General features: G+C 63.9%; 19 protein-coding genes. 14 read left to right on the forward strand and 5 right to left on the reverse strand.

Going from position 1 to position 17962, the window contains the following annotated elements:
* Window positions 1-5: 5 nt before the first annotated feature.
* Together L8F96_RS13070 and L8F96_RS13075 are read right to left on the reverse strand one after the other, a co-directional pair.
* The gene (locus L8F96_RS13070) at window positions 6-1544 is read right to left on the reverse strand and encodes a thymidine phosphorylase family protein (RefSeq protein ID WP_030541610.1); all 1539 of its coding nucleotides are present in this window, start codon (window positions 1542-1544) and stop codon (window positions 6-8) included.
* Window positions 1541-3001 carry an MBL fold metallo-hydrolase RNA specificity domain-containing protein gene (locus L8F96_RS13075; RefSeq protein ID WP_177179228.1) on the reverse strand — a complete coding sequence of 487 codons (1461 nt, stop codon included), beginning with the start codon at window positions 2999-3001 and terminating at the stop codon, window positions 1541-1543. Before L8F96_RS13075 ends, L8F96_RS13070 begins: the two co-directional genes overlap by 4 nt.
* A gap of 251 nt (window positions 3002-3252) precedes the next feature.
* On the opposite strand from L8F96_RS13075, the gene L8F96_RS13080 reads away from it, so the two are divergent.
* From L8F96_RS13080 to L8F96_RS13100, 5 genes are all read left to right on the forward strand, one after another.
* The gene (locus tag L8F96_RS13080) at window positions 3253-3516 is read left to right on the forward strand and encodes a DUF2933 domain-containing protein (protein ID WP_013039078.1); all 264 of its coding nucleotides are present in this window, start codon (window positions 3253-3255) and stop codon (window positions 3514-3516) included.
* A complete protein-coding gene (locus tag L8F96_RS13085; RefSeq protein WP_021245240.1) occupies window positions 3513-4262 on the forward strand; it encodes a methyltransferase family protein in 750 nt (249 codons plus the stop codon). Before L8F96_RS13080 ends, L8F96_RS13085 begins: the two co-directional genes overlap by 4 nt.
* A gap of 55 nt (window positions 4263-4317) precedes the next feature.
* Window positions 4318-4593: a hypothetical protein gene (locus L8F96_RS13090; RefSeq protein ID WP_030541607.1), complete on the forward strand. Its 276-nt coding sequence runs from the start codon at window positions 4318-4320 to the stop codon at window positions 4591-4593.
* A gap of 597 nt (window positions 4594-5190) precedes the next feature.
* Window positions 5191-5895, forward strand: coding sequence for a PepSY domain-containing protein (locus L8F96_RS13095; RefSeq protein WP_331386562.1), 705 nt, complete (start codon window positions 5191-5193; stop codon window positions 5893-5895).
* 112 nt (window positions 5896-6007) lie between these two features.
* Entirely contained in the window at window positions 6008-6277 is a 270-nt protein-coding gene (locus L8F96_RS13100; RefSeq protein WP_037448046.1) for a hypothetical protein, read from the forward strand.
* Window positions 6278-6281: 4 nt separating this feature from the next.
* Here L8F96_RS13100 and L8F96_RS13105 read toward each other — a convergent pair whose 3' ends face one another.
* Window positions 6282-7562, reverse strand: coding sequence for a hypothetical protein (locus L8F96_RS13105; protein ID WP_037448048.1), 1281 nt, complete (start codon window positions 7560-7562; stop codon window positions 6282-6284).
* Between the two features lie 106 nt (window positions 7563-7668).
* On the opposite strand from L8F96_RS13105, the gene L8F96_RS13110 reads away from it, so the two are divergent.
* Entirely contained in the window at window positions 7669-8616 is a 948-nt protein-coding gene (locus tag L8F96_RS13110) for a lytic transglycosylase domain-containing protein (RefSeq protein ID WP_334656261.1), read from the forward strand.
* A gap of 18 nt (window positions 8617-8634) precedes the next feature.
* On the opposite strand, the gene L8F96_RS13115 is transcribed toward L8F96_RS13110, so the two are convergent.
* On the reverse strand, window positions 8635-9159 hold the full coding sequence (locus L8F96_RS13115) for an XRE family transcriptional regulator (protein ID WP_231621896.1): 525 nt from the start codon (window positions 9157-9159) through the stop codon (window positions 8635-8637).
* A 105-nt stretch (window positions 9160-9264) separates the two neighbouring features.
* On the reverse strand, window positions 9265-9732 hold the full coding sequence (locus tag L8F96_RS13120; RefSeq protein ID WP_046408704.1) for a hypothetical protein: 468 nt from the start codon (window positions 9730-9732) through the stop codon (window positions 9265-9267).
* 363 nt (window positions 9733-10095) lie between these two features.
* Here L8F96_RS13120 and L8F96_RS13125 point away from each other — a divergent pair, with 363 nt between their 5' ends.
* The 8 genes from L8F96_RS13125 (at window position 10096) to traC (ending at window position 17961) form a co-directional block, all read left to right on the forward strand.
* A complete protein-coding gene (locus tag L8F96_RS13125; protein WP_037448057.1) occupies window positions 10096-10416 on the forward strand; it encodes a TrbC/VirB2 family protein in 321 nt (106 codons plus the stop codon).
* Between the two features lie 61 nt (window positions 10417-10477).
* On the forward strand, window positions 10478-10768 hold the full coding sequence (traL, locus tag L8F96_RS13130; protein WP_010339788.1) for a type IV conjugative transfer system protein TraL: 291 nt from the start codon (window positions 10478-10480) through the stop codon (window positions 10766-10768).
* Between the two features lies 1 nt (window position 10769).
* Window positions 10770-11336, forward strand: coding sequence for a type IV conjugative transfer system protein TraE (locus L8F96_RS13135; RefSeq protein WP_046408705.1), 567 nt, complete (start codon window positions 10770-10772; stop codon window positions 11334-11336).
* Window positions 11333-12136, forward strand: coding sequence for a type-F conjugative transfer system secretin TraK (locus tag L8F96_RS13140; RefSeq protein WP_037448063.1), 804 nt, complete (start codon window positions 11333-11335; stop codon window positions 12134-12136). Before L8F96_RS13135 ends, L8F96_RS13140 begins: the two co-directional genes overlap by 4 nt.
* Before the next feature lie 3 nt (window positions 12137-12139).
* On the forward strand, window positions 12140-13465 hold the full coding sequence (locus L8F96_RS13145; protein ID WP_046408706.1) for a TraB/VirB10 family protein: 1326 nt from the start codon (window positions 12140-12142) through the stop codon (window positions 13463-13465).
* Window positions 13452-14321: a DsbC family protein gene (locus tag L8F96_RS13150; protein WP_046408707.1), complete on the forward strand. Its 870-nt coding sequence runs from the start codon at window positions 13452-13454 to the stop codon at window positions 14319-14321. Before L8F96_RS13145 ends, L8F96_RS13150 begins: the two co-directional genes overlap by 14 nt.
* Entirely contained in the window at window positions 14318-15370 is a 1053-nt protein-coding gene (locus tag L8F96_RS13155) for a TraV family lipoprotein (protein WP_046408708.1), read from the forward strand. Before L8F96_RS13150 ends, L8F96_RS13155 begins: the two co-directional genes overlap by 4 nt.
* Window positions 15370-17961 (forward strand): type IV secretion system protein TraC, encoded by a 2592-nt coding sequence (traC, locus tag L8F96_RS13160; protein ID WP_037448072.1) that lies wholly within the window; start codon window positions 15370-15372, stop codon window positions 17959-17961. The genes L8F96_RS13155 and traC overlap by 1 nt, the downstream gene beginning before the upstream one ends.
* Window position 17962: the final 1 nt, after the last annotated feature.

Raw genomic sequence — 17962 nt, forward strand, 5'->3', positions numbered from 1 at the left:
ACGGTTCATAGCGCTTCAATCCCGAAGATCGGCCCGTCGCTCACCGCATAGGCCGCCGCATAATCGAGCTCGCCCGGGCTCTCGGCATGAATGGTGCTCAAGGGAGCCCCGGCATCCACCATCTGGTTCAGCCGACACTGCAGCGCGACGCCGGCGGCCTTGGCCATCGGCGCGCCGGCAAGCTTCGCGACCGTCGCGAGCTTGCGATTGTCGATACTCACCAGGCGGCCGCTATAGGGAGCGATCATATCCTGTTGGAACCGGGCGACCGGTGGAGCCCGCATGCCGCCCTGCGCTTCGCAGATACGTTGGAACTTGGCCCAGGCCCGGCCGCTTTCGAGGCACGCCCGCGCACGCGCATAGCCTTCGCCGGCCGGGGCCGCGTCCGCGAGCTCAAGCAGTCCTCCCGCCAGCTCGCAGGCCCGGTGGGCGAGATCCTCGGCGCCAGGCTGCCCCTGGAGCACGGCAAGGATATCCTGCGCCTCGAGCGCCGGACCGATGCCCCGTCCGATCGGCTCCGCGCCGGGGCCGCGCATCACGCGCGTGCGAAGCCCGAAGGCTTGGGCGACCGAGCTCAGCGCGCGCTCGAGGGTGTCGGCGGCAGCGGCTCCGCGGACCTTGGCGGTCGGCCCGACCGGGATGTCGATGACCAGATGGGTCGCACCGGCCGCGACTTTCTTGGACAGCACCGAGGCGACCATCTGCCCGACGGCATCGATATCGAGCACGCGCTCCACGCCGATGATCACGTCGTCGGCAGGGCTGAGATTGACGGCGCCGCCCCAGGCGATGCAGCCGCCTTCGCGCTCGACCACCTTGCGGATTGCGGAAACGTCGAGGTCGACAGGTGCCAGCACCTCCATCGTGTCCGCCGTGCCGGCCGGCGAGGTGATCGCCCGCGACGATGTCTTGGGCATGATCAGGCCCTCCGCGGCCATGATCGAGACGATGATCGGCGTGGTGCGATTGCCCGGCAATCCACCGACGCTATGCTTGTCGACGATGACCGTTCCGGGCCACTGCAATCGCTCGCCGACATCGACCATCGCCCTGGTCAGGCTGATCGTTTCGTCCGTATCGAGCGGGACCGCCGAGCAGGCCGTGACGAATGCCGAGAGATGGACATCGCTATAGCGTCGCTCGGCGATGTCGGTGATGATCGCTGAAAAAGCCCCGTCACTGAGACGATTGCCATAGATACGCCGACGCACTTCGGCGAGCGAGGCGAGAGGCTGGGCGTGCGCGATCTCGACCGGATCGCCCTCGCTGACGCCGAGCCGCTGCCATGCGGATTCCGAGAGGCCGATCTCGCCGGGCGCTGGAGCCTCCGCGGAACTGTGCAGCAGCGAGACGACGATTTCCCGCCCGCCGGCGCGCAGCGCGACCTGCGCGCGGGACGCAAGACCTTCCGAGCGGCAGACGGGACAGTCGTGGCGCATGACCGCAATCAGATCGCTACCGGCACCCGACAGGCCGATGCGGCGTGCCCGCAGCGTCGTCGCGACAGACTCTGCTTCGGCGTTCTCGATGATCCCGGGCTTCACGCGAGCATGCCCCAGCTACCCAGCGCCGGTACGCTGCATGCCCAGCCCAGTTCCTCCGAGACACGCTTCGCCAGGACGTGGGCGCCGGTCGGCTCGCCATGGGTGACATAGACGTGGCGCGGGGCCTCGTGCAGCGAGCCGAGCCAGCGCATGAGCTCGTCGCTGTCGGCATGCGCCGAGAGCATCGTCAGGTTGGCGACCTCGGCTTCGACCGGGATATACTCGCCGTGGATCTTGATCGTCCGGGCGCCGCCGATCATGGCGGCGCCGCGGGTGCCCGCCGCCTGGAAGCCCGAGAAGAGGATGAGGTTCTTCCCATCCGGCGCGAAGCGCTTGAGATGGTGGAGCACGCGGCCGCCCGTTGCCATTCCGCTGGCCGAGATGATGACCTTTGGGGCGGGGTTGGCGGTGAGTTCCTTGGATTCCTCCACTTCGCGCACATAGTGCGCGACGCTGCACGCCGCTTCGCACTCGGCGCGGGCCAGGCGATGCTCGTCCATGAAATCGCACATCAGCCCGCTCGCGTTGATCGCCATCGGGCTGTCGAGGAAGATCGGGATGTCGCGGAGGCGTCCCTGCGCGCGCAGACGCGAGAAATGATAGAGAAGCGACTGGACCCGTCCCACGGCGAAGGCCGGGATCACCACCGTCCCTCCTCTCTCGACGCATCGTTCGACATGATCTCCAAGCGTCTTTGTCGGATCGACCTGCTCGTGGCGCCGATCGCCATAGGTCGATTCCACCAGGACATAGTCGGCGCGCGCGGGCGGCTCGGGATCTTTCATCACCGAATCGCCGTAACGGCCGATGTCGCCTGAGAAGAGGATTGTCCGCCCCTTCCAGTCGATCTCGATCGACGCCGCGCCGAGGATGTGGCCGGCGCGATGATAGCGCACCCTGATGCCGTCCGTGACTGCATGCCACGCTCCGAACTCGATCGGCCGGAAGAGCTGCAATGCCAGACGCGCGTCAGCCTGGGTGTAGAGCGGCAGCGCCGGCTGGTGCCTGGAGAAGCCGTGCCGGTTGGCGAACTCCGCATCCTTTTCCTGCAGATGACCGCTGTCGGGAAGAAGGAGCTCGCACAGGGCCGCGGTCGCCCGGGTGGCAAGGACGGTACCGTCCCAGCCCAGGCGCGCCATGCGCGGTAGCGCGCCCGAGTGATCGAGATGAGCGTGGGTCAGCAGGACTTGGCCGACATCGGCGACTTCGGGTGGAATTGGCGCCCAATTAAGGCGGCGCAGATCCCTGGGTCCTTGAAACAGGCCGGAATCGACAACGATCTGAGTTTCACCATCGTCCACCAGATAACGCGACCCTGTGACCGTTCCCGATGCGCCGAGAAAGGCGACGCCGAAACCATCGGCCGGGCGCTTAGCCAGATCGATCCTTGCTTCGCGCTCGAGGACGGTCACGCCGGACTGGTTGCGGGAATGGTGCCGTTTCTTTCTCTTGTGCATGGACGCGGGCCTGCCTCTCACGATTATGTTCGTGAGCGCAGCTTTGATTCGCGGACGCCGCACGCCTATACGCAAAAGCCGCAGCACGACTGCTGCTCCCGACAGTTGCGTCGCGCGAACACCGGTGGCCGATCCGATCGATCACCTTACCCATGCTTGCGCGATGCCCTTCGGACTTCGCTCTCTACTTATACCTTGCTCCTTGGACTCGAGCCTATGCAGGCTGGACGTTGACTAGAAGAGAACGGCATATGGGCGAACATGACCATCGCATGCGCAAGCGCGGCAAGATCGTTCTGATCGGCTTCCTGCTCGTCGCCAGCTTCTTCCTCATTACCGAGCATACCGCGCACTTCCTGGGTGTGCTGCCCTATCTCATCCTGCTCGCCTGCCCGCTCATGCACCTGTTCATGCACCACGGCCAAGGTGGGCATCAGCATGGCCATGAGCCCGGCCAGGCACCCGCCGGCTTGCCGGCCAATCCCAACGGCCGCATCGAAGGAGAGTCGCGATGACGCACGCCGACTATGGCTATGGTCTGTGGGGGCTCGCGCTGGTCAATGCCGCCGTTTTCATCCTCTTTGCGTTCAGCTTCTTCAAGCCGGCAACGCGGCGCGACTGGCGCAGCTTCGGCGCGTTCAGTGCGTTCATCGTCGCGCTCTTCGCCGAAATGTATGGCTTCCCGCTCACCATCTTCCTGCTGTCGGGGTGGCTCCAGTCGCATTTCCCCGGCGTCGACTGGTGGAGCCACGATGCTGGCCACATCCTGGAAATGATGTTCGGCTGGCGCATCAATCCGCATTTCGGCCCGTTCCACATCGCCAGCTTTGTGCTGATTGGTGTAGGCTTTTGGCTAATCTCGATCGCGTGGACGGCGCTTCACACGAGTCAGCGCAAACACGAATTGGCAATGACGGGGGTCTACGCCCGGGTGCGGCACCCTCAATACGTAGGGTTCATCCTCGTCATGCTCGGTTTCTTGCTACAATGGCCGACGCTTCTGACGCTTGCCATGTTTCCGGTGCTGGTGGTGATGTACATTCGTTTGGCTAAGCATGAGGAGAGATACGCGCTCGCGACCTACGGCGATAGCTACCGCCAGTACATGGCCCATGTTCCCGCCTTCTTCCCCAGCTTGCGTTGGAAGCGGGAGATTGCAGGACTGGCCTTCACAGGAAATGCTCGAATGGCAGGCCATCAGACGGACGGGCCGGTTAGCGAGGGTTCTCGAGAACACGACAACATGCTGCCAGGAGGTTAGACGTTGTCCTCCTCCGCAAGATCATCACGAACATGACGAAATCGAGGGGGCGTATGTGACCATGCAGGTGACGATCCTTGCGATTGTAGTAAACGGCGTTCCCGTCCTGAGCCTCCATCAGACCCGATCCGCGGCCTGGAAGCGGCTCATGAGATTCATAGACGCGAAATGGCCGGAGCGCCTGGGAGCGATGCTTCCCCCTGCCGAAGACGAAGCGAAGGCGCGCATGTTCTTTCGCGAGGAAGATAAAGACCTGTACGCGATCATCGACGCCGACATATCAGAGCTGCATGATGCCTTGGGGTGGGTCAAAGATCCCGTCGTTGGTTAGCCCGTCACGCGATCGCCCTCGAAAAGCTGGGCCGCCCACCGATCGAGATCGCAGCCACGTCCTGAACGTCACCGAAGTTCAGGACGTGGCCGAGCCCGGGCAGTGCGATCGGGCGCTATCTGTAAGCCGGACAAGCAACTGACCTGTTCGACCGCCGTGCCAGCGGGCTGATTGCCAAGGGCGCGGCCGGATTTTGCGTCGGCGCAACGGGTGTCAGTCGGTGTCGGCCTCTACGGAGAGATGTGCAGCGGCTGTCATCTATCGCCCCGGCGCGGAGGAATCGGAGGTGAGCCAAGGCCCTTAACGGCAAGCCCCGAACTGGCGAGGGGTGGCGCAACGCCTCACGCCCGCTCAGCAGCCCTGGATTATCAAGCATGGTGTAAGCTGACGGCCGAGCCGGCGGGGGGCAAGACGCACCGGATCCCCTGTCTGGGACACGGTGGCGTTCGTGCGCTAACTCTCGGGGATGACGGCTGAGCCGTACAAGCGCTGGTCGCGGGCGCACCTGTCGGCCACGCGGGATGATGAAGAATCTGGCAGGCACGAAATGAGACACGCAAGGATGGAGATTCGACCCTGAGAAGCACCAAACTTCGGCTGCACCTTCTCGCGAGCCGCACTCACAAGTGGCTCGCGATCATTGTCGGCGCGCAGCTTCTTTTGTGGTTCGCGAGCGGCGCGTTGATGAGCTTCTTGCCCATCGATCGAGTGCATGGCGATCACCTTGTGGACCGCAAAGCCGTGGCGCCCTTGCCTCGCGGCGTGGCGCTCGTCCCACCATCAGTGATCGTCGCGGCGACCGGGACGCGGATCGAGACCGTGAGCTATCGCATGTGGCTTGGCCGCCCGGTCGCTGAGGCGACAACGGCCCGAGGGACGCGGCTGTTCGACGCGAGAACGGGCGCACTGTTGCCCGCCCCAACTGCGGCGCAAGCCCAAGCGGTAGCGAGGGCCGCCTGGCGGAGCAACGATCACCCAAGTGTGAACGTGGAACTGATCGATCGCGCCAGTCCCGAATATCGCGGCACGCTTCCCGCCTGGCGTGTGACGTTCGCCGATCCGGACTCCACTCGGATCTTCGTGGCGGCCGATACCGGCCGGATTGCGGCGGTGAGGACAGGCACGTGGCGGCTTTATGACTTCTTCTGGAGCCTTCACATCATGGATTGGAAGAATCACGAGGACTTCAACACGCCATGGCTTCTAGGGTTTGCGCTCGGCGGCCTCGGACTTTGGCTTGGCGGGGCCGTGCTTCTTTGCATGCGTTGGCCGAAGCGGCGTCGGTCAAGCGCGTCAGGCTAGCGGACCGGCAGAAACCGGAGAAGCATGATGATAAAGAAAAGTGATAAGTCGCGCGGCGGGTTGGAACGCAGTTGAACAGGCGAGACTTCGTTTGGCAGCGATGGGGTAGACCATGGCGCATCTGAGCGATGCTGAAATGATCAACTGGATGGCGCTTTATACTGCGACCGCTCTGTGCTGCGCGATCGCAATGGCCTTGGCGATCCTTGTTCTCGCCTGTCGCCTCTGGCGCGAGAAGGCCTGGGCGCAGCTTCGCAGCGCCAAGGATGTGGCGCTGTTCCTCCCCAAATCCTGGTGGCGGTGGCAGAAGCTTTATCTGCTTTCGACGCCCGTGACGCTCGCGATCGTCAGTTCGTTCGGATTCACGTTGAGGTGGAGCTGATCGTTTAAAGGGCGAAGGCGTCTGAGAGTCGGGCTACCAGGTGCGCCGCGTTGCGGTCGGCCGGGGTGACAGTCAACAGTGGCGCTACTCGCCGAAGCCTTTCGCGTTGGTGGACCTCGGGCTCGCCGAACTCCAGCACCTCCAAGATCAATTGCCTGATCTCGCCGGTCGTGCCTGAACGCGCTTCGATCAGGAAGTCGGGGCGGCAGGGGCCGGCGGGAGTGAGGTGATCAAAGACGGGCTTCTCGACAAAGATATCAAGGCCCTCCTCGGCTAGCTCGCGCCTCGCTTCCAGAAGCGCGCGCAGAACGTCTCGCTCGAACTCGGAATTGACCGGGATGAAGCGACGGCCCGAATAAATCGGTTGGGCAAATGCGCGCAATGGTGCGTAGCCGTGCGCTTCCGGATACTCGCCTGCGACGATCATTACCAGGAACGGCCCTTTCACCGGTTTTCCGGCGAAAGAGAATGACTGCACCCTGTTTGCGACCCGCAATTCCTGAGCACCCGCGACCTCGATGACGTGGCCGCGGATGGCCGGCGAAAAGACGGCGAGGAAGCCTTGTGGTGCATGGCCTCGCGGCCATCGCCTCGCGAGCTGGCGAAGTGCAGCATACGCACGGCGGCTGTGCAGCGCATCGGCATGGGTCCAGAAAGCGCGGCTTAGCTCTATACTGGGTGCGATCTCGATCTTGGCGGCAGCGCGGGTCAGCGCGTCGAACTCAGCCTTAATTGACGCCGGCTCGACCTCATCGGCGAGCGGCGGGATGCGGTTCGTGCCGGCGATGTCGATCAGCCGCCACAGGAGGCGGGCGAGGCGCGGCACCGACGCATGGCGGGTTCGATCATCAGTCGCATCATCCTCCGGCCGTTGAGCGAGCTTCTCCGGGGCGGGCCTCAGCACTTCGAAGTAGCCCTCGGGCGGGTTTGCCGGAGTCTCGCGCGTGCGAATCTCGGAGAGCCTGTGGGTGATCTGATCGCGGAAGAATGGGCAATCCTCGCGATGCTCAGGCCGCTTGGCGCTCGTCAGCCGGCGCAGATAATAGGTTTCGGCCTCCGACAGAAATGCCGGCGTCAGGATCGGTGGAGGCTCTCCGGCGGCAAGGCAGTCGCAAGCGATCCATTTTGCGCCGATACGCGCGTTCTGGACAAGGGTGATGCCCGCATCCTCATCGGCGCGGCTGCCGCTCCCTGTGTACCAGCGGACCAGCGCTTCGCGCAGTGGGTGTGGAAGAGGGATTCGGCGTCCACCCACGCCGTTCGTTTCGCGATCGATGAGCCACATCAAATGGGTTCCACGGCGTCGAAGATCACAGTCTTTGGCACCTCGGGCGGATTGACAACTCTAAACTACTCGATCTCACTTTCATTATTCGGAGTGGGAGCAGCTGATGCGAGCTTTGACGTTGATCGGTTCGGCCATGGGCCTGGTGGCAGCCAGCGGGGCCGTCGCGCAGCCGTCGAAGCCAATCAGGGCCGCCCTGGTGATCTCCATGTCGGACGCCGCGCGCGGCACCGGGAACCCGATAGGCCCTGTCGATGGGAAGCCGACTCCGTCGACGTCGGAGGCCTCACCGCCGACGGCCGGCTTTCGCGTCCACGATCTCAGCCGGCGTTGGGTCGAGTACCAGATGGCCAGCGCATTCACCCATCTACCGGGCGTAGCAGCCGGCGCTTCTGAGGATTCGTTCGCTCCGGTGGGGGCGGCCCAGCCTCAGGTTCCATTCTCTGGCGCGTCGGTGGCGCCCGTCTCAGCGATTCCGATACCCACATGGATGAGAGGCGGCAGCGTCTTCGCCGCAGCGTCCGCTACCTATGTGCCGGGGTGCGCTCCCACCGAGTATCGGCCGAGCGGGCTTCTTACGGGCCACGCCGAGTACCGGCGCCGAGGCTATTATAGGCTGATGGCGAACATCGCTTGCCAATACGGCATTCCGGTGGGCCTCTTCGACGCCATGATCATTCGGGAAAGTCGCTATAACGCGGCGATCTACTCCCCGAAGAATGCGTTCGGCTTGACCCAGCTGATGCCGGACACAGCGGCCGGTCTAGGCGTCAACCGCTATGATGTGGAGCAGAATCTGCGCGGTGGCGCTCGCTACCTGCGCGAGCAGCTCGACCGGTTCGGCCAGTATCACCTCGCGCTGGCGGCCTATAACGCGGGTCCCGGTCGCGTGCGCAACGGCAAGATTCCGCCCTTCGCAGAGACGCAGGCGTACGTCTCCAACATCCTCCTGAATTGGTCGGGGCTCAGCTTGCCCCAATCGGCCCAGGGTGAGGTGACCGCATCGGGTGATCGGCTCGCAGCTTCTAGGTCAACGGTCGTGACGTCGTTTTGAGATGCCGCCGTCAAGGGATCAGAGAGCGAAGTCGTTGCCTTCTTCGAGCACAGCGCGACGCTGCAGTATCCTGCTGATCTCGGCGACCATTTTCTTGATGACCGCCGACTGGAAGTAAGTCCCCCATTCCTTCCGAATCTCGCTTCCGTCCATTCCCTCGAGCTCCCGAAGCGCCTCTATAAGACGATGAGGGAGACCATTGAAAAGGGTGCTGAGCATCGCGACCAGGGTGGCGAAGCGCTCGTCGCCCATCAGTTCCAGATCGCGTGCCATTTCCACACTGATAATCGCCTGCATGAGGTCGATGTTGAGCGAGCGGAGAATCGATTGGAATTCGGGCAGCGTCATCGGGGCACGCTTGGCCGAATCGCGATGAAGAATAACCCCGAGCCGGCTCTTCTTGATGTTCGTCCTCAGGGCCATTTGCCGGATGCCCATATCCTGAGCCTCCATGGCCCGCACGATCAGCGGGATGTAGTCGGGATCGTCCCCAGGCGGTGGCGCGCTAGGCGAATCCAGCTCGATTGTGGCCAGCGATGACACAGCTAAAGCCCCCCGAACGACTCTTCGGACCGGGGCAGGAAATCACTCGGTCAGGAACTTGGCAACCCTTTTTGTATCGAGTGCGGTGGGGTTGGCTCCAGCTAACTACTTGAGAGGGACGACATTCCCGCTGTCACCCGGCTGATTCTCAACGGCAACCGACGATTCGCCAGCTCCCTCGATCCCCATTTTCGAGAGCAGCTTGGATGCGCTCTGTTCGACTACATAATCGAAGAGAAGCATTGATATGGCATCGGCGACGGTGAGGTCCGAGCAGAGCTCCTCGCTGAGCCTTTGCTTCGCTTCCAGCAGATTGTCGGCGCTTGTCTTGGTGATCTTAAGGTGGATGCGGATCGACCCGTTCGTCGGAATTTTGCTGAGGTGTTCGCGAAGGGTCTCGAGATCGTGTTGAGCGAGCGCATGCGAAACGCGGGATTCAGCCAGCTTGTCCACCATGCTGGCGAGGCTCTGGTAGCATTTCGTCTCGTTAGAGAGCAGGCGAAGGCTCTCCGTGGTCAGGCGGAACAGATACTCCGATATGTCGAGCGAATAATCGCGGCTATCGCCACTCATCTTTGCACGTCCCCCGACCTCGATCCGACGGCCCTGGCGACGCCGAGCCTAGCAGGATTGGTTGAGCACGCCCAATACGACTCGTCGGTCAATAGGTCGATTCTACTCTTCGTTCTGGATGTCCGCAAACCGGGACACGTGTCCGCGTCTGCGGGCGGCGCGTCCGTAAGGGCGGACACAGGTCCGCGAGTCGGGACGTGTGTCCGAGCACCCGGACAGATTCGCGTCTTGAAATGGCGAGGTTAGCAAAAAGCTACACAAGGCGCCTGGTTCCATCTCGGAGTCGTTGTTCCCCAAGTCCATTCGGTCTCACCCTTCAATTGGGCGCGGAGGAGCCGCGTCTCCATCGAAGGGAAACTCACTATGCAGTCTGTGCTGAAGCGGAGCGGCCGTATGGAGATGGCGATCCTCGCCCTCGCCGTGCTGGCATTCGCGCTCCTCTACTTTGCCGATCCGGCCTTTGCCGGAGCGGACACCACGTTCGACACCGCCCTCACGAAGTTCACCGACTTTCTCGAGGGCTCGGGCGGCAAGATCATTACGGTCCTCTCGCTCGCGGGCGGCATCGTGGCGCTCGCCTCGGGCCGCTTCTCCATGGGTCAGATCGCGATCCCGGTGGGCGTCGGCGTCGGCGCTGGGACCGGCATTCCGATCGTCACCTCGACCGTGACGGCGACGATCTGAAGCATCCGCACGGCTCGGTGGGGGTAGCAGCCCCGGTCATGCTCGCGGGGAGGGTGGTGCAATGGCCGCAGACAAGTACGCGATCCCATCTCATCTGGATGATCCCGAGCTGATCGGGCTGTGGACCCTGGATGAGTTCCTGGCGATGGTAATTCCCTTCGTCTGGGGGATCATGACCCAGCACATCCTTATTGGCATGGCGGCAGCGTTCGCCGGCTGGTGGGGACTTAAGAAAGCGAAGGCGGGTCGTGCAGCGTCTTGGCTGCTTCACTTGGCCTATTGGCATCTTCCGGCCGGCTTCACCGGTCTGAGAGCCACGCCACCCTCGTACCTCCGATTGATGGCGGGGTAAGATGGACCTTTCGTACAGCCATGCGCACAACCAGCGCGTTCTGAAGCAGCGCAACCTGTTGGTGGTTGTCGCAGCCGGGCTCGCCGGGCTGACGGCGCTCCTCCTCCTGTTCGGCATCTCCCGCGACCGCGAAATCGTGCTGCAGCCCGTGCTTCGCTCCCCGGTGACGGTGAGCAGCGCCGGCGTGTCGCGCGAATATCTCGAGATGATCACGCGAGATGTCGTCTTGCTGACGCTCGACCGGAGCCCGCAGAACCTCGAATATTGGATGAACTCGGTCCTCGCCATCACGGCGCCGCGGGCCCAGGGGAAGATCAAAGGCGACCTTCTCAAAATCGTCAACGAGCAGCGCGGCTCCTCCATTTCCCAGTTTTTCACGATCCAGTCGATGGAGATCGACCCGAAGAATCTCCGCTCCGAAGTGACCGGGGAGCTCCACACTATCGTCGGAAACAAGGTGATCTCGAATGAGCGCCGAACCTTCCGTTACGACTGGGAGTACCAGGGTCTCTCTCTGCGCCTGATCGGCTTCGGCATGGTCCGTACCGGCAAGGAGCAAGACCAATGACGGCCATTTACGCTTTGGGCACCGCCGCAGCCGGCACGATCCTCATGTCGCGGATCACCTGCTTCCTGAGCCGGATGATCGGCGCTTGCCTGGTGACGCTTGCGGTCTTGCTCTTCGCACAGCCCGCTTGGGCCGATCAGACGATCATGGCCGCTGACAGCGCCCAGGTGGATTGCCAGGCTTCCGCCAAGGATCTGACCCGCATCAGCCTGGTCGAGGACGAGTTCGCCAGCGTTTCCAAGATCTCGACTGGCAATCCGCAGGACGACTTCTCGGTCGTGAACGAGCCGGTGCGGGGCGACATCTATCTTAGCGTGCCGGAGGGCTACGGGCGCCCAGCGCTGTCATTCTTTGGCACCACTAAGCGCGGCTACGTTTACAAGTTCGTGTGCCGGATCTCTGGTGACCAGGCTGCCCAGGTGTTCGTGTCGAACCCCGCAATCGCCAAGGAGAAGGCGACCGAAGCTTCGCCCCAGCAGGTCGCTGCCGGCCCCCAGGACGCGGCCGTCGAGCTCGTCCAGGCGATGTATTCGAACAGCGTCGCCGATGGTTATGAGATGCGCCAGCGCGCGCTGAAGCCAGTCTATGTCGGCAAGCTCAAGGTCCAGATGATCGCCGAGTATCGCGGCCAGGACCTCACCGGAAAGGTGCTGCGCATCGAGAACATGGGCGACGCGCCGACCGAGCTGACCGAACGCACGGTCGCGCCGGCCAGCGCGCTCGCAGTCTCCATCGCCGAGCCCAGGCTCGCTCCGGGGAAGGTCACGACGGCCTACCTCGTCTCCCAGAACGTGAGGTAAGCCATGGCCTTTGCGGACATCTTCAATCGTAAGCGCAAACCGCTCGACGAGGGCGAAGGGGAAGGTGTCTCGCCCGTCGGCGGCGAGCTCGCCGGAAACGAAGCGGTCCGTCGCAAGCAGCGCATGCTCTTGGCCGGTGCCGCCGGTGTCGGCCTTCTGGTCTCGTCGATGTGGATCTTCAGCGGCGACGACGTGTCGAAGACCTCGGATGGCGACGAGGCCGAAAAGGTCGAGGTTTCGACCAAGGACCTCGTCAACCGGAACCTGTCTCAACAGGAGTGGATGGCGCTGTCGGAAAACCGCTTCGCTTCGACGGAGAACCAGCTCAAGTCGGTGAACGGTCAGACGGCGCGGGTAGACAACCTCGCCGCGCAAGTCGAGGCGCTAAAGGGCCAGAACCAAGCGATGCAGGCCGACGGGCAGCGGGTGCTCTCTGCCTACCAGGCTGAAAACGAGCAGCTCCGCAAGCAGCTGAACGAGCGCCCTACGGCGCCCGCGCCGGCACCGGGGCCGGCAGCCATGTACGGGCCGAATGGCCCGCAGGCCTATCAGCGACCTGACGCCGGGGCAGGAGCCCCGGGAGCGCTCTCGGTGAGCCGGTCGGCGGAAGTCAAGATGGTCAGCTTCTCGACCACCGACACAGGAACCGCGTCGAGGGTCACCAAGGGAAATACGGTCTATACCGACAGCCCGAACTACCTGCCGCCCAATAGCTTTGCCTCCGCCAAGGTGATCGTCGGAGTCGACGCTGCGGCCGGGGTGAACAGCCAGACCGATCCGCTTCCCGTCGTTCTGCGTGTGACGGGGCCGGCGCGGTCGGTGCTGCAAAACGGCAAGCTTCTTACGACCAAGATTCAGGGCTGCTTGATCAACGGCGCCGCGCGCGGCGAACTGTCGAGCGAAAAGGTCTACGTCAAGCTGCAGAAGATGACCTGTCCGCAACCCGGTGGGCGCTATGCGGTCTCCGAGGTCAAAGGGTTCATTGCCTTCGGCGGCAAGACCGGAGTGCGCGGCCGGGTCGTCTCCCGTGAAGGCGGTCTCGTCAGCCAAGCTTTCATCGCCGGCCTGGTCGGCGGGTTCGGGCGCGGCTTCTCGGCGAACGCCAATTCATTCCTGACGCAGCCCAACGTGACCGTGAACGGTCAGCGACAGAAGCTCGGGCTCGGAGACATCGCTCAAGGCGGGTTCGGGGAAGGCGTCGCTCAGAGCGGGGACATGGTCTCGAAATATCTGATCGAGCGCGCCGAGCAATATCAGCCGGTGATCGAGATGCCGACCGGCATCGATGTCGAAATCGTCTTCCTGGAGGGTGTCTATGTTCGGAATTGATCGTCTGCGCCAGCGCCTTTCGCCAAAAGCGATGATGCTGCTCGCCGTGCCATTCGTGGGGGTCGCCAGCGTTGCCGTCGCCGCGCAGATCGCAAGCCCGGGCAACGTCGAGGTGGCCAGTCTCCTGAAGACCCGGCTGCCCAAAACGCCGCTGACGAAGGTCGATTGCGAGAAGGTGAAGGGGCTGTGCGAGGTCACGGCCGGCTCGAACCTCTTTTATGTCGACACCAAGGCCCGCTACCTGATCATCGGCCGGGTCTATGACATGGAGACGCGGCAGGACCTGACCGCGGCCCGGCTCCTCGAAATCAACCCCGACATGCTGGTGGGAGGCGCCGCGAAGGCCAATGCGGCGTCGGCGGATGGAGACGAAGAGTCGGCTCTCGCGCCGCCGCAGGGCCGGCTGCAGAAGACATCACTTCCGGCCCGGCCCGCCACGCTTTCGCTCGATGGCCTGCCGAAGGATGGCGCAATCGTGTGGGGGAATCCTGCGGGACAGACGGTCACGGTCTTCACCGATTTCCGCTGCGGCTACTGCCGCGCCCTCACCAACGTGCTGCGCAGCATGGATGTGCGCGTCGTGGAGCGTCCGATCTCCGTCCTCGGCAGCCGCGACATCGCCGATCGCGTCTATTGCGCGAAGAACCGGGAGGAAGCTCTCCACGCCGCTTATGCGGGCGAACCGTTCAAGGGCGGCGCGTCGTGCGACACCTCCGGGCTCGATGCCAATGAAGCGTTCGCACACAAGCACGGCCTGACCGGGACGCCGGTGATCGTGCGGAGCGATGGCGCGGTCCTCGAGGGCTACCGGCCGAAGGAGTTCCTGCTGAGCTGGATCAAGGAAGCACGGTCGTGAGCGCCCGCGTCCGCTCGTGCCGCTCCGCCCTGTGCGTCGCCAGCCTGCTGGCGCTTACTGGGTGCGCGACCCTCGGTGGCAACGTCAAGGGCAGCTTCTCGTGCCAGGCACCCGACGGAATCTGCGCTCCCTCCTCGACGATCGACGATCGCGCCATGGCGATGATCTCGGGCGAGGCCGGCGACGTCATGATCCCCGCGGGACCATACCAAGCCGCGCCGCAGCCGCCGCAGCGTTCAACGCGGACCGCGCTCGCGTCGCCTCGCGCCGCGACCGGCGAAACGCCTGCCGCCCGGACGCGCGAAAAGGTGCTCCGGATCGTCTTCCAACCCTATGTCGACGATCGCGGCCGCCTCCACGAGGCCAGCGCTGTTCACACCGTGGTGCAGTCCGAATGGCAGGCGGAGGCCCTCGCCGACGCGAGACCAATCCCCGACCGCAATGCGGCCGCGGCCGCGCCGGCCGAGCTGAGCCTTGTCGAGGCGGTCGATCGTGAGGCGCCGGGAACCGTCGACATCGCTGCGTTCGATCCTAACTTGCCAGATCCCGCCGTCGTGGCCGCGGCGCGCGCGCGGGGTTCCGACCCCGTTGCCGCCATCAAGGCGGACGTTGCGAAGCGTCTGACAGCGAAGCCCGAGCGGCGCACCACGCGCTCGAGCCTGTCCGTCTCCGCTGACGCCCGAGCGTCTTCCGCTACATCGGAGACCGGAGCGGCGGCCTCTGCTTCGCAACCCGCAGTCGCCGACGCCAAGCCTCTCAAGGACCCCGCTCGACCCGCTGCGGTCCCGCCGGCCGTAAAAAACCGCCAGCCAGCGTCGCCGGCGTCATTGGCGAAGCAACCGGCGCTGGAGAGCGAGGGCGGGGCCAGCTCCGGCCCTGAAGCCATGGCGCGCGTGAAGGCGAGCGAGGCCTACCGGGATGCCGAGGCACATGTCCAAGGCGTCGCGCGGCAGGCCGGAGAAGACCCGGCACTTCCGAGCATGAAGCCTCTGACCAGCCCCACCATTCGCGCCGCGAGCTTTCCGGCGGCCGTCCCGGAGGACAAGTGATGAGCGCCAAGGCTGGCCTGTTCGACAACCTGCTGTCGGGCGTCTTCGGTGACAGCAAGCGCCCTGATGCGCAGCGGCCGGATCTTGCGGTGCCTATGCTCGCCCATTGGCTTCCGTACCGGAGCTATGATCCGAAAACTGCCATCTTCTACAACTCGTCTTCCCGAGGCTTCGTGATCGAGGTGTCGCCGCTGGTCGGTGCCGACGAGCGCACCGGCGAGATACTGACACAGTTCCTTTCCGAGGGAATCCCCGCGCCCGGTTGCCTTCAGTTCCACGACTGGATGAGTCCCCGGGTCGGGGAGCGGCTCTCGAAGTGGTATCTGCCACGCTATTCCGCGAGCGGCGTCTATGAGCGGATGGCCAAGCATCGGGTCGACTTCCTGACGGAAGGCGTCTGGAATTCGCTCTCGGCCGACGCACCGTTTTGCCTGCGCAATCATCGGGTCGCCATCTCCTATTCGACCCCGGAGAGCTCGAGCGTCTCCAATGAGGAGATCGTCGCCGTGATGGACGGCCTGGTCTCGGTGCTCGGCTCGATAGGCGTCTCGGCGCGGAAGATGGATCCGGTCGCGCTGATTGGCTGGATCGACGACATCACATCGCCGACCACCGCGGCGGGCGAGGACGTGGTCAGCTACAATCCGCTCGATCCGATCGCCGACCAGGCGGTGCGGCGCGACATCGAGATGCGAGTCGATCCGGATCGCATTCTGCTGCGGACCGAACGGTTTCGGCCAACGGGCAAGGAGGTCGATGGCGCGCCGGAAATCGGCGAGATCTATCCCGACGTCTTCGACGTTCGGTCGTTCTCCGTTCGCAATCTTCCGCAGCGCTGGGCACCCTGGGATTGCGCGCGCCTGATCGGTGACATGTTCGCCGACAAGCTGCGGATGCCCTGTCCGGTGGCCACCAACCTGTGCCTAGACTTCCCCGATCCGCAGGCGTCGAACAACAAGGCCAGCTTCAAGTTCATGCGGACCACGAGCCTCGCGGATTCGAAGTCCGCCCGGTTCTTGCCCCAGCTGCGCGATCAGTCGCAGGAGTGGAAGTTCGTCAACGACGAAATTCGGCAAGGGCGCAAGCTGGTGCGCCTGTTCTACAGCGTCACATCATTCTCGCCGAAGGGCAGGGGAGACGCCAACGAACGTATCCTGAAATCCGTCTACCGGGCGGCGGGCTGGGATCTGCTCGACGATCGATACCTCCAGGTCATGGGCCTGCTCTGCGCGATGCCCATGACGATGGCGAACGGGCTGTCGAGGGATCTCGATCGCATGAAGCGCATGCGCACGATGCTGAGTACCACCGCGGCGAACCTTGCTCCCATCCAGGGCGAATATCTCGGCGGCCATACGCCGCACCTCCTGCTGATCGGTCGACGGGGCCAGCCATTCTTCTGGAGCCCGTTCGAAAATGCGGCCGGCAACCACAATGTCGCGGTGTTCGGCAAGAGCGGCAGCGGCAAGTCCGTGGCGCTGCAGGAGCTGTGCGCCTCGCTGTGTGGCGCGGGATCCAAGGTGGTGGTCATCGATGATGGCCGGTCGTTCGAGCACTCGGCGAAATTGCAGGGCGGCGCTTTCGTCGAGTTCACCATGTCCAGCGGCTTCTGCCTGAACCCGTTCTCGATGATCGATGAAAAGCAGGCAGCCGAAGACGAGGACTATCTCCTCGACTGCATGGCGATGCTCAAGGCGATCGTGAACCAGATGTCGCGGCACATCGACCGTCTGACCGACACGGAACGTGGCCTGATCGACGGGGCGGTCAACCGGGTCTGGGAAGCGCAGGGCCGTAACGGCTCGATCGACGATGTTATCGCCGCGCTCAACGATACCGGCCACGAACTGGCCTCGCACCTGGCAATCGCCATGATGCCGTTCTCGAGCGCAGGCACCTACGGCAAGTTCTTCAAGGGCGAGGTCTCGTTCGAACTGCAGGCTCAGCTTACCGTCTTCGAGCTCTCCGATCTCTCGTCGCGCGAGGAACTGCGCAGCGTCGTCCTGACGGCGATCATGTTCATGTCGCAGCAGATGATGCGGAAGGTCGACCGGTCCATACCCAAGGCGCTGCTGCTCGATGAGGCCTGGCAGATGCTGCGCGGCGGCGCGATGGCAGACTTCATCGAAACCTATGCCCGCACCTGCCGCAAATATGGCGCGTCGCTGGTCACGGCCACGCAATCGCTCAACGACTACTACAAATCCGCTGGCTCGATCGCGGCGCTCGAGAATAGCGACTGGTTTGTCATCCTTCAGCAGAAGCCCGAGACCATCGCGGATTTCAAGAAGCACGATCGCTTCGAGATGGACGACTACACCGACGCCTTGCTCCGCTCCCTGAAGAGGAACGGCTTCGAATATTCGGACATCATGATCAAGGGGCCCGACACCCTGGCCGTCGGCCGACTGGTCCTCGACCCCTTCTCCGCGGCGCTCTTCTCGTCGAGCCCACGGACCTTCGCCGCCATCGAGGCGATGGTCGCTGACGGGCTCAGCATGGACGAGGCGATCGAGCGGATCGCCTTCCCCAACAACCCCGAGAAATGGGCGACGCCCGCCGAAGATCCGGCGGCGATCGCGGCGGAGTGAA

Source organism: Sphingomonas panaciterrae (assembly GCF_036890205.1).
Lineage (GTDB): Bacteria > Pseudomonadota > Alphaproteobacteria > Sphingomonadales > Sphingomonadaceae > Sphingomonas > Sphingomonas panaciterrae.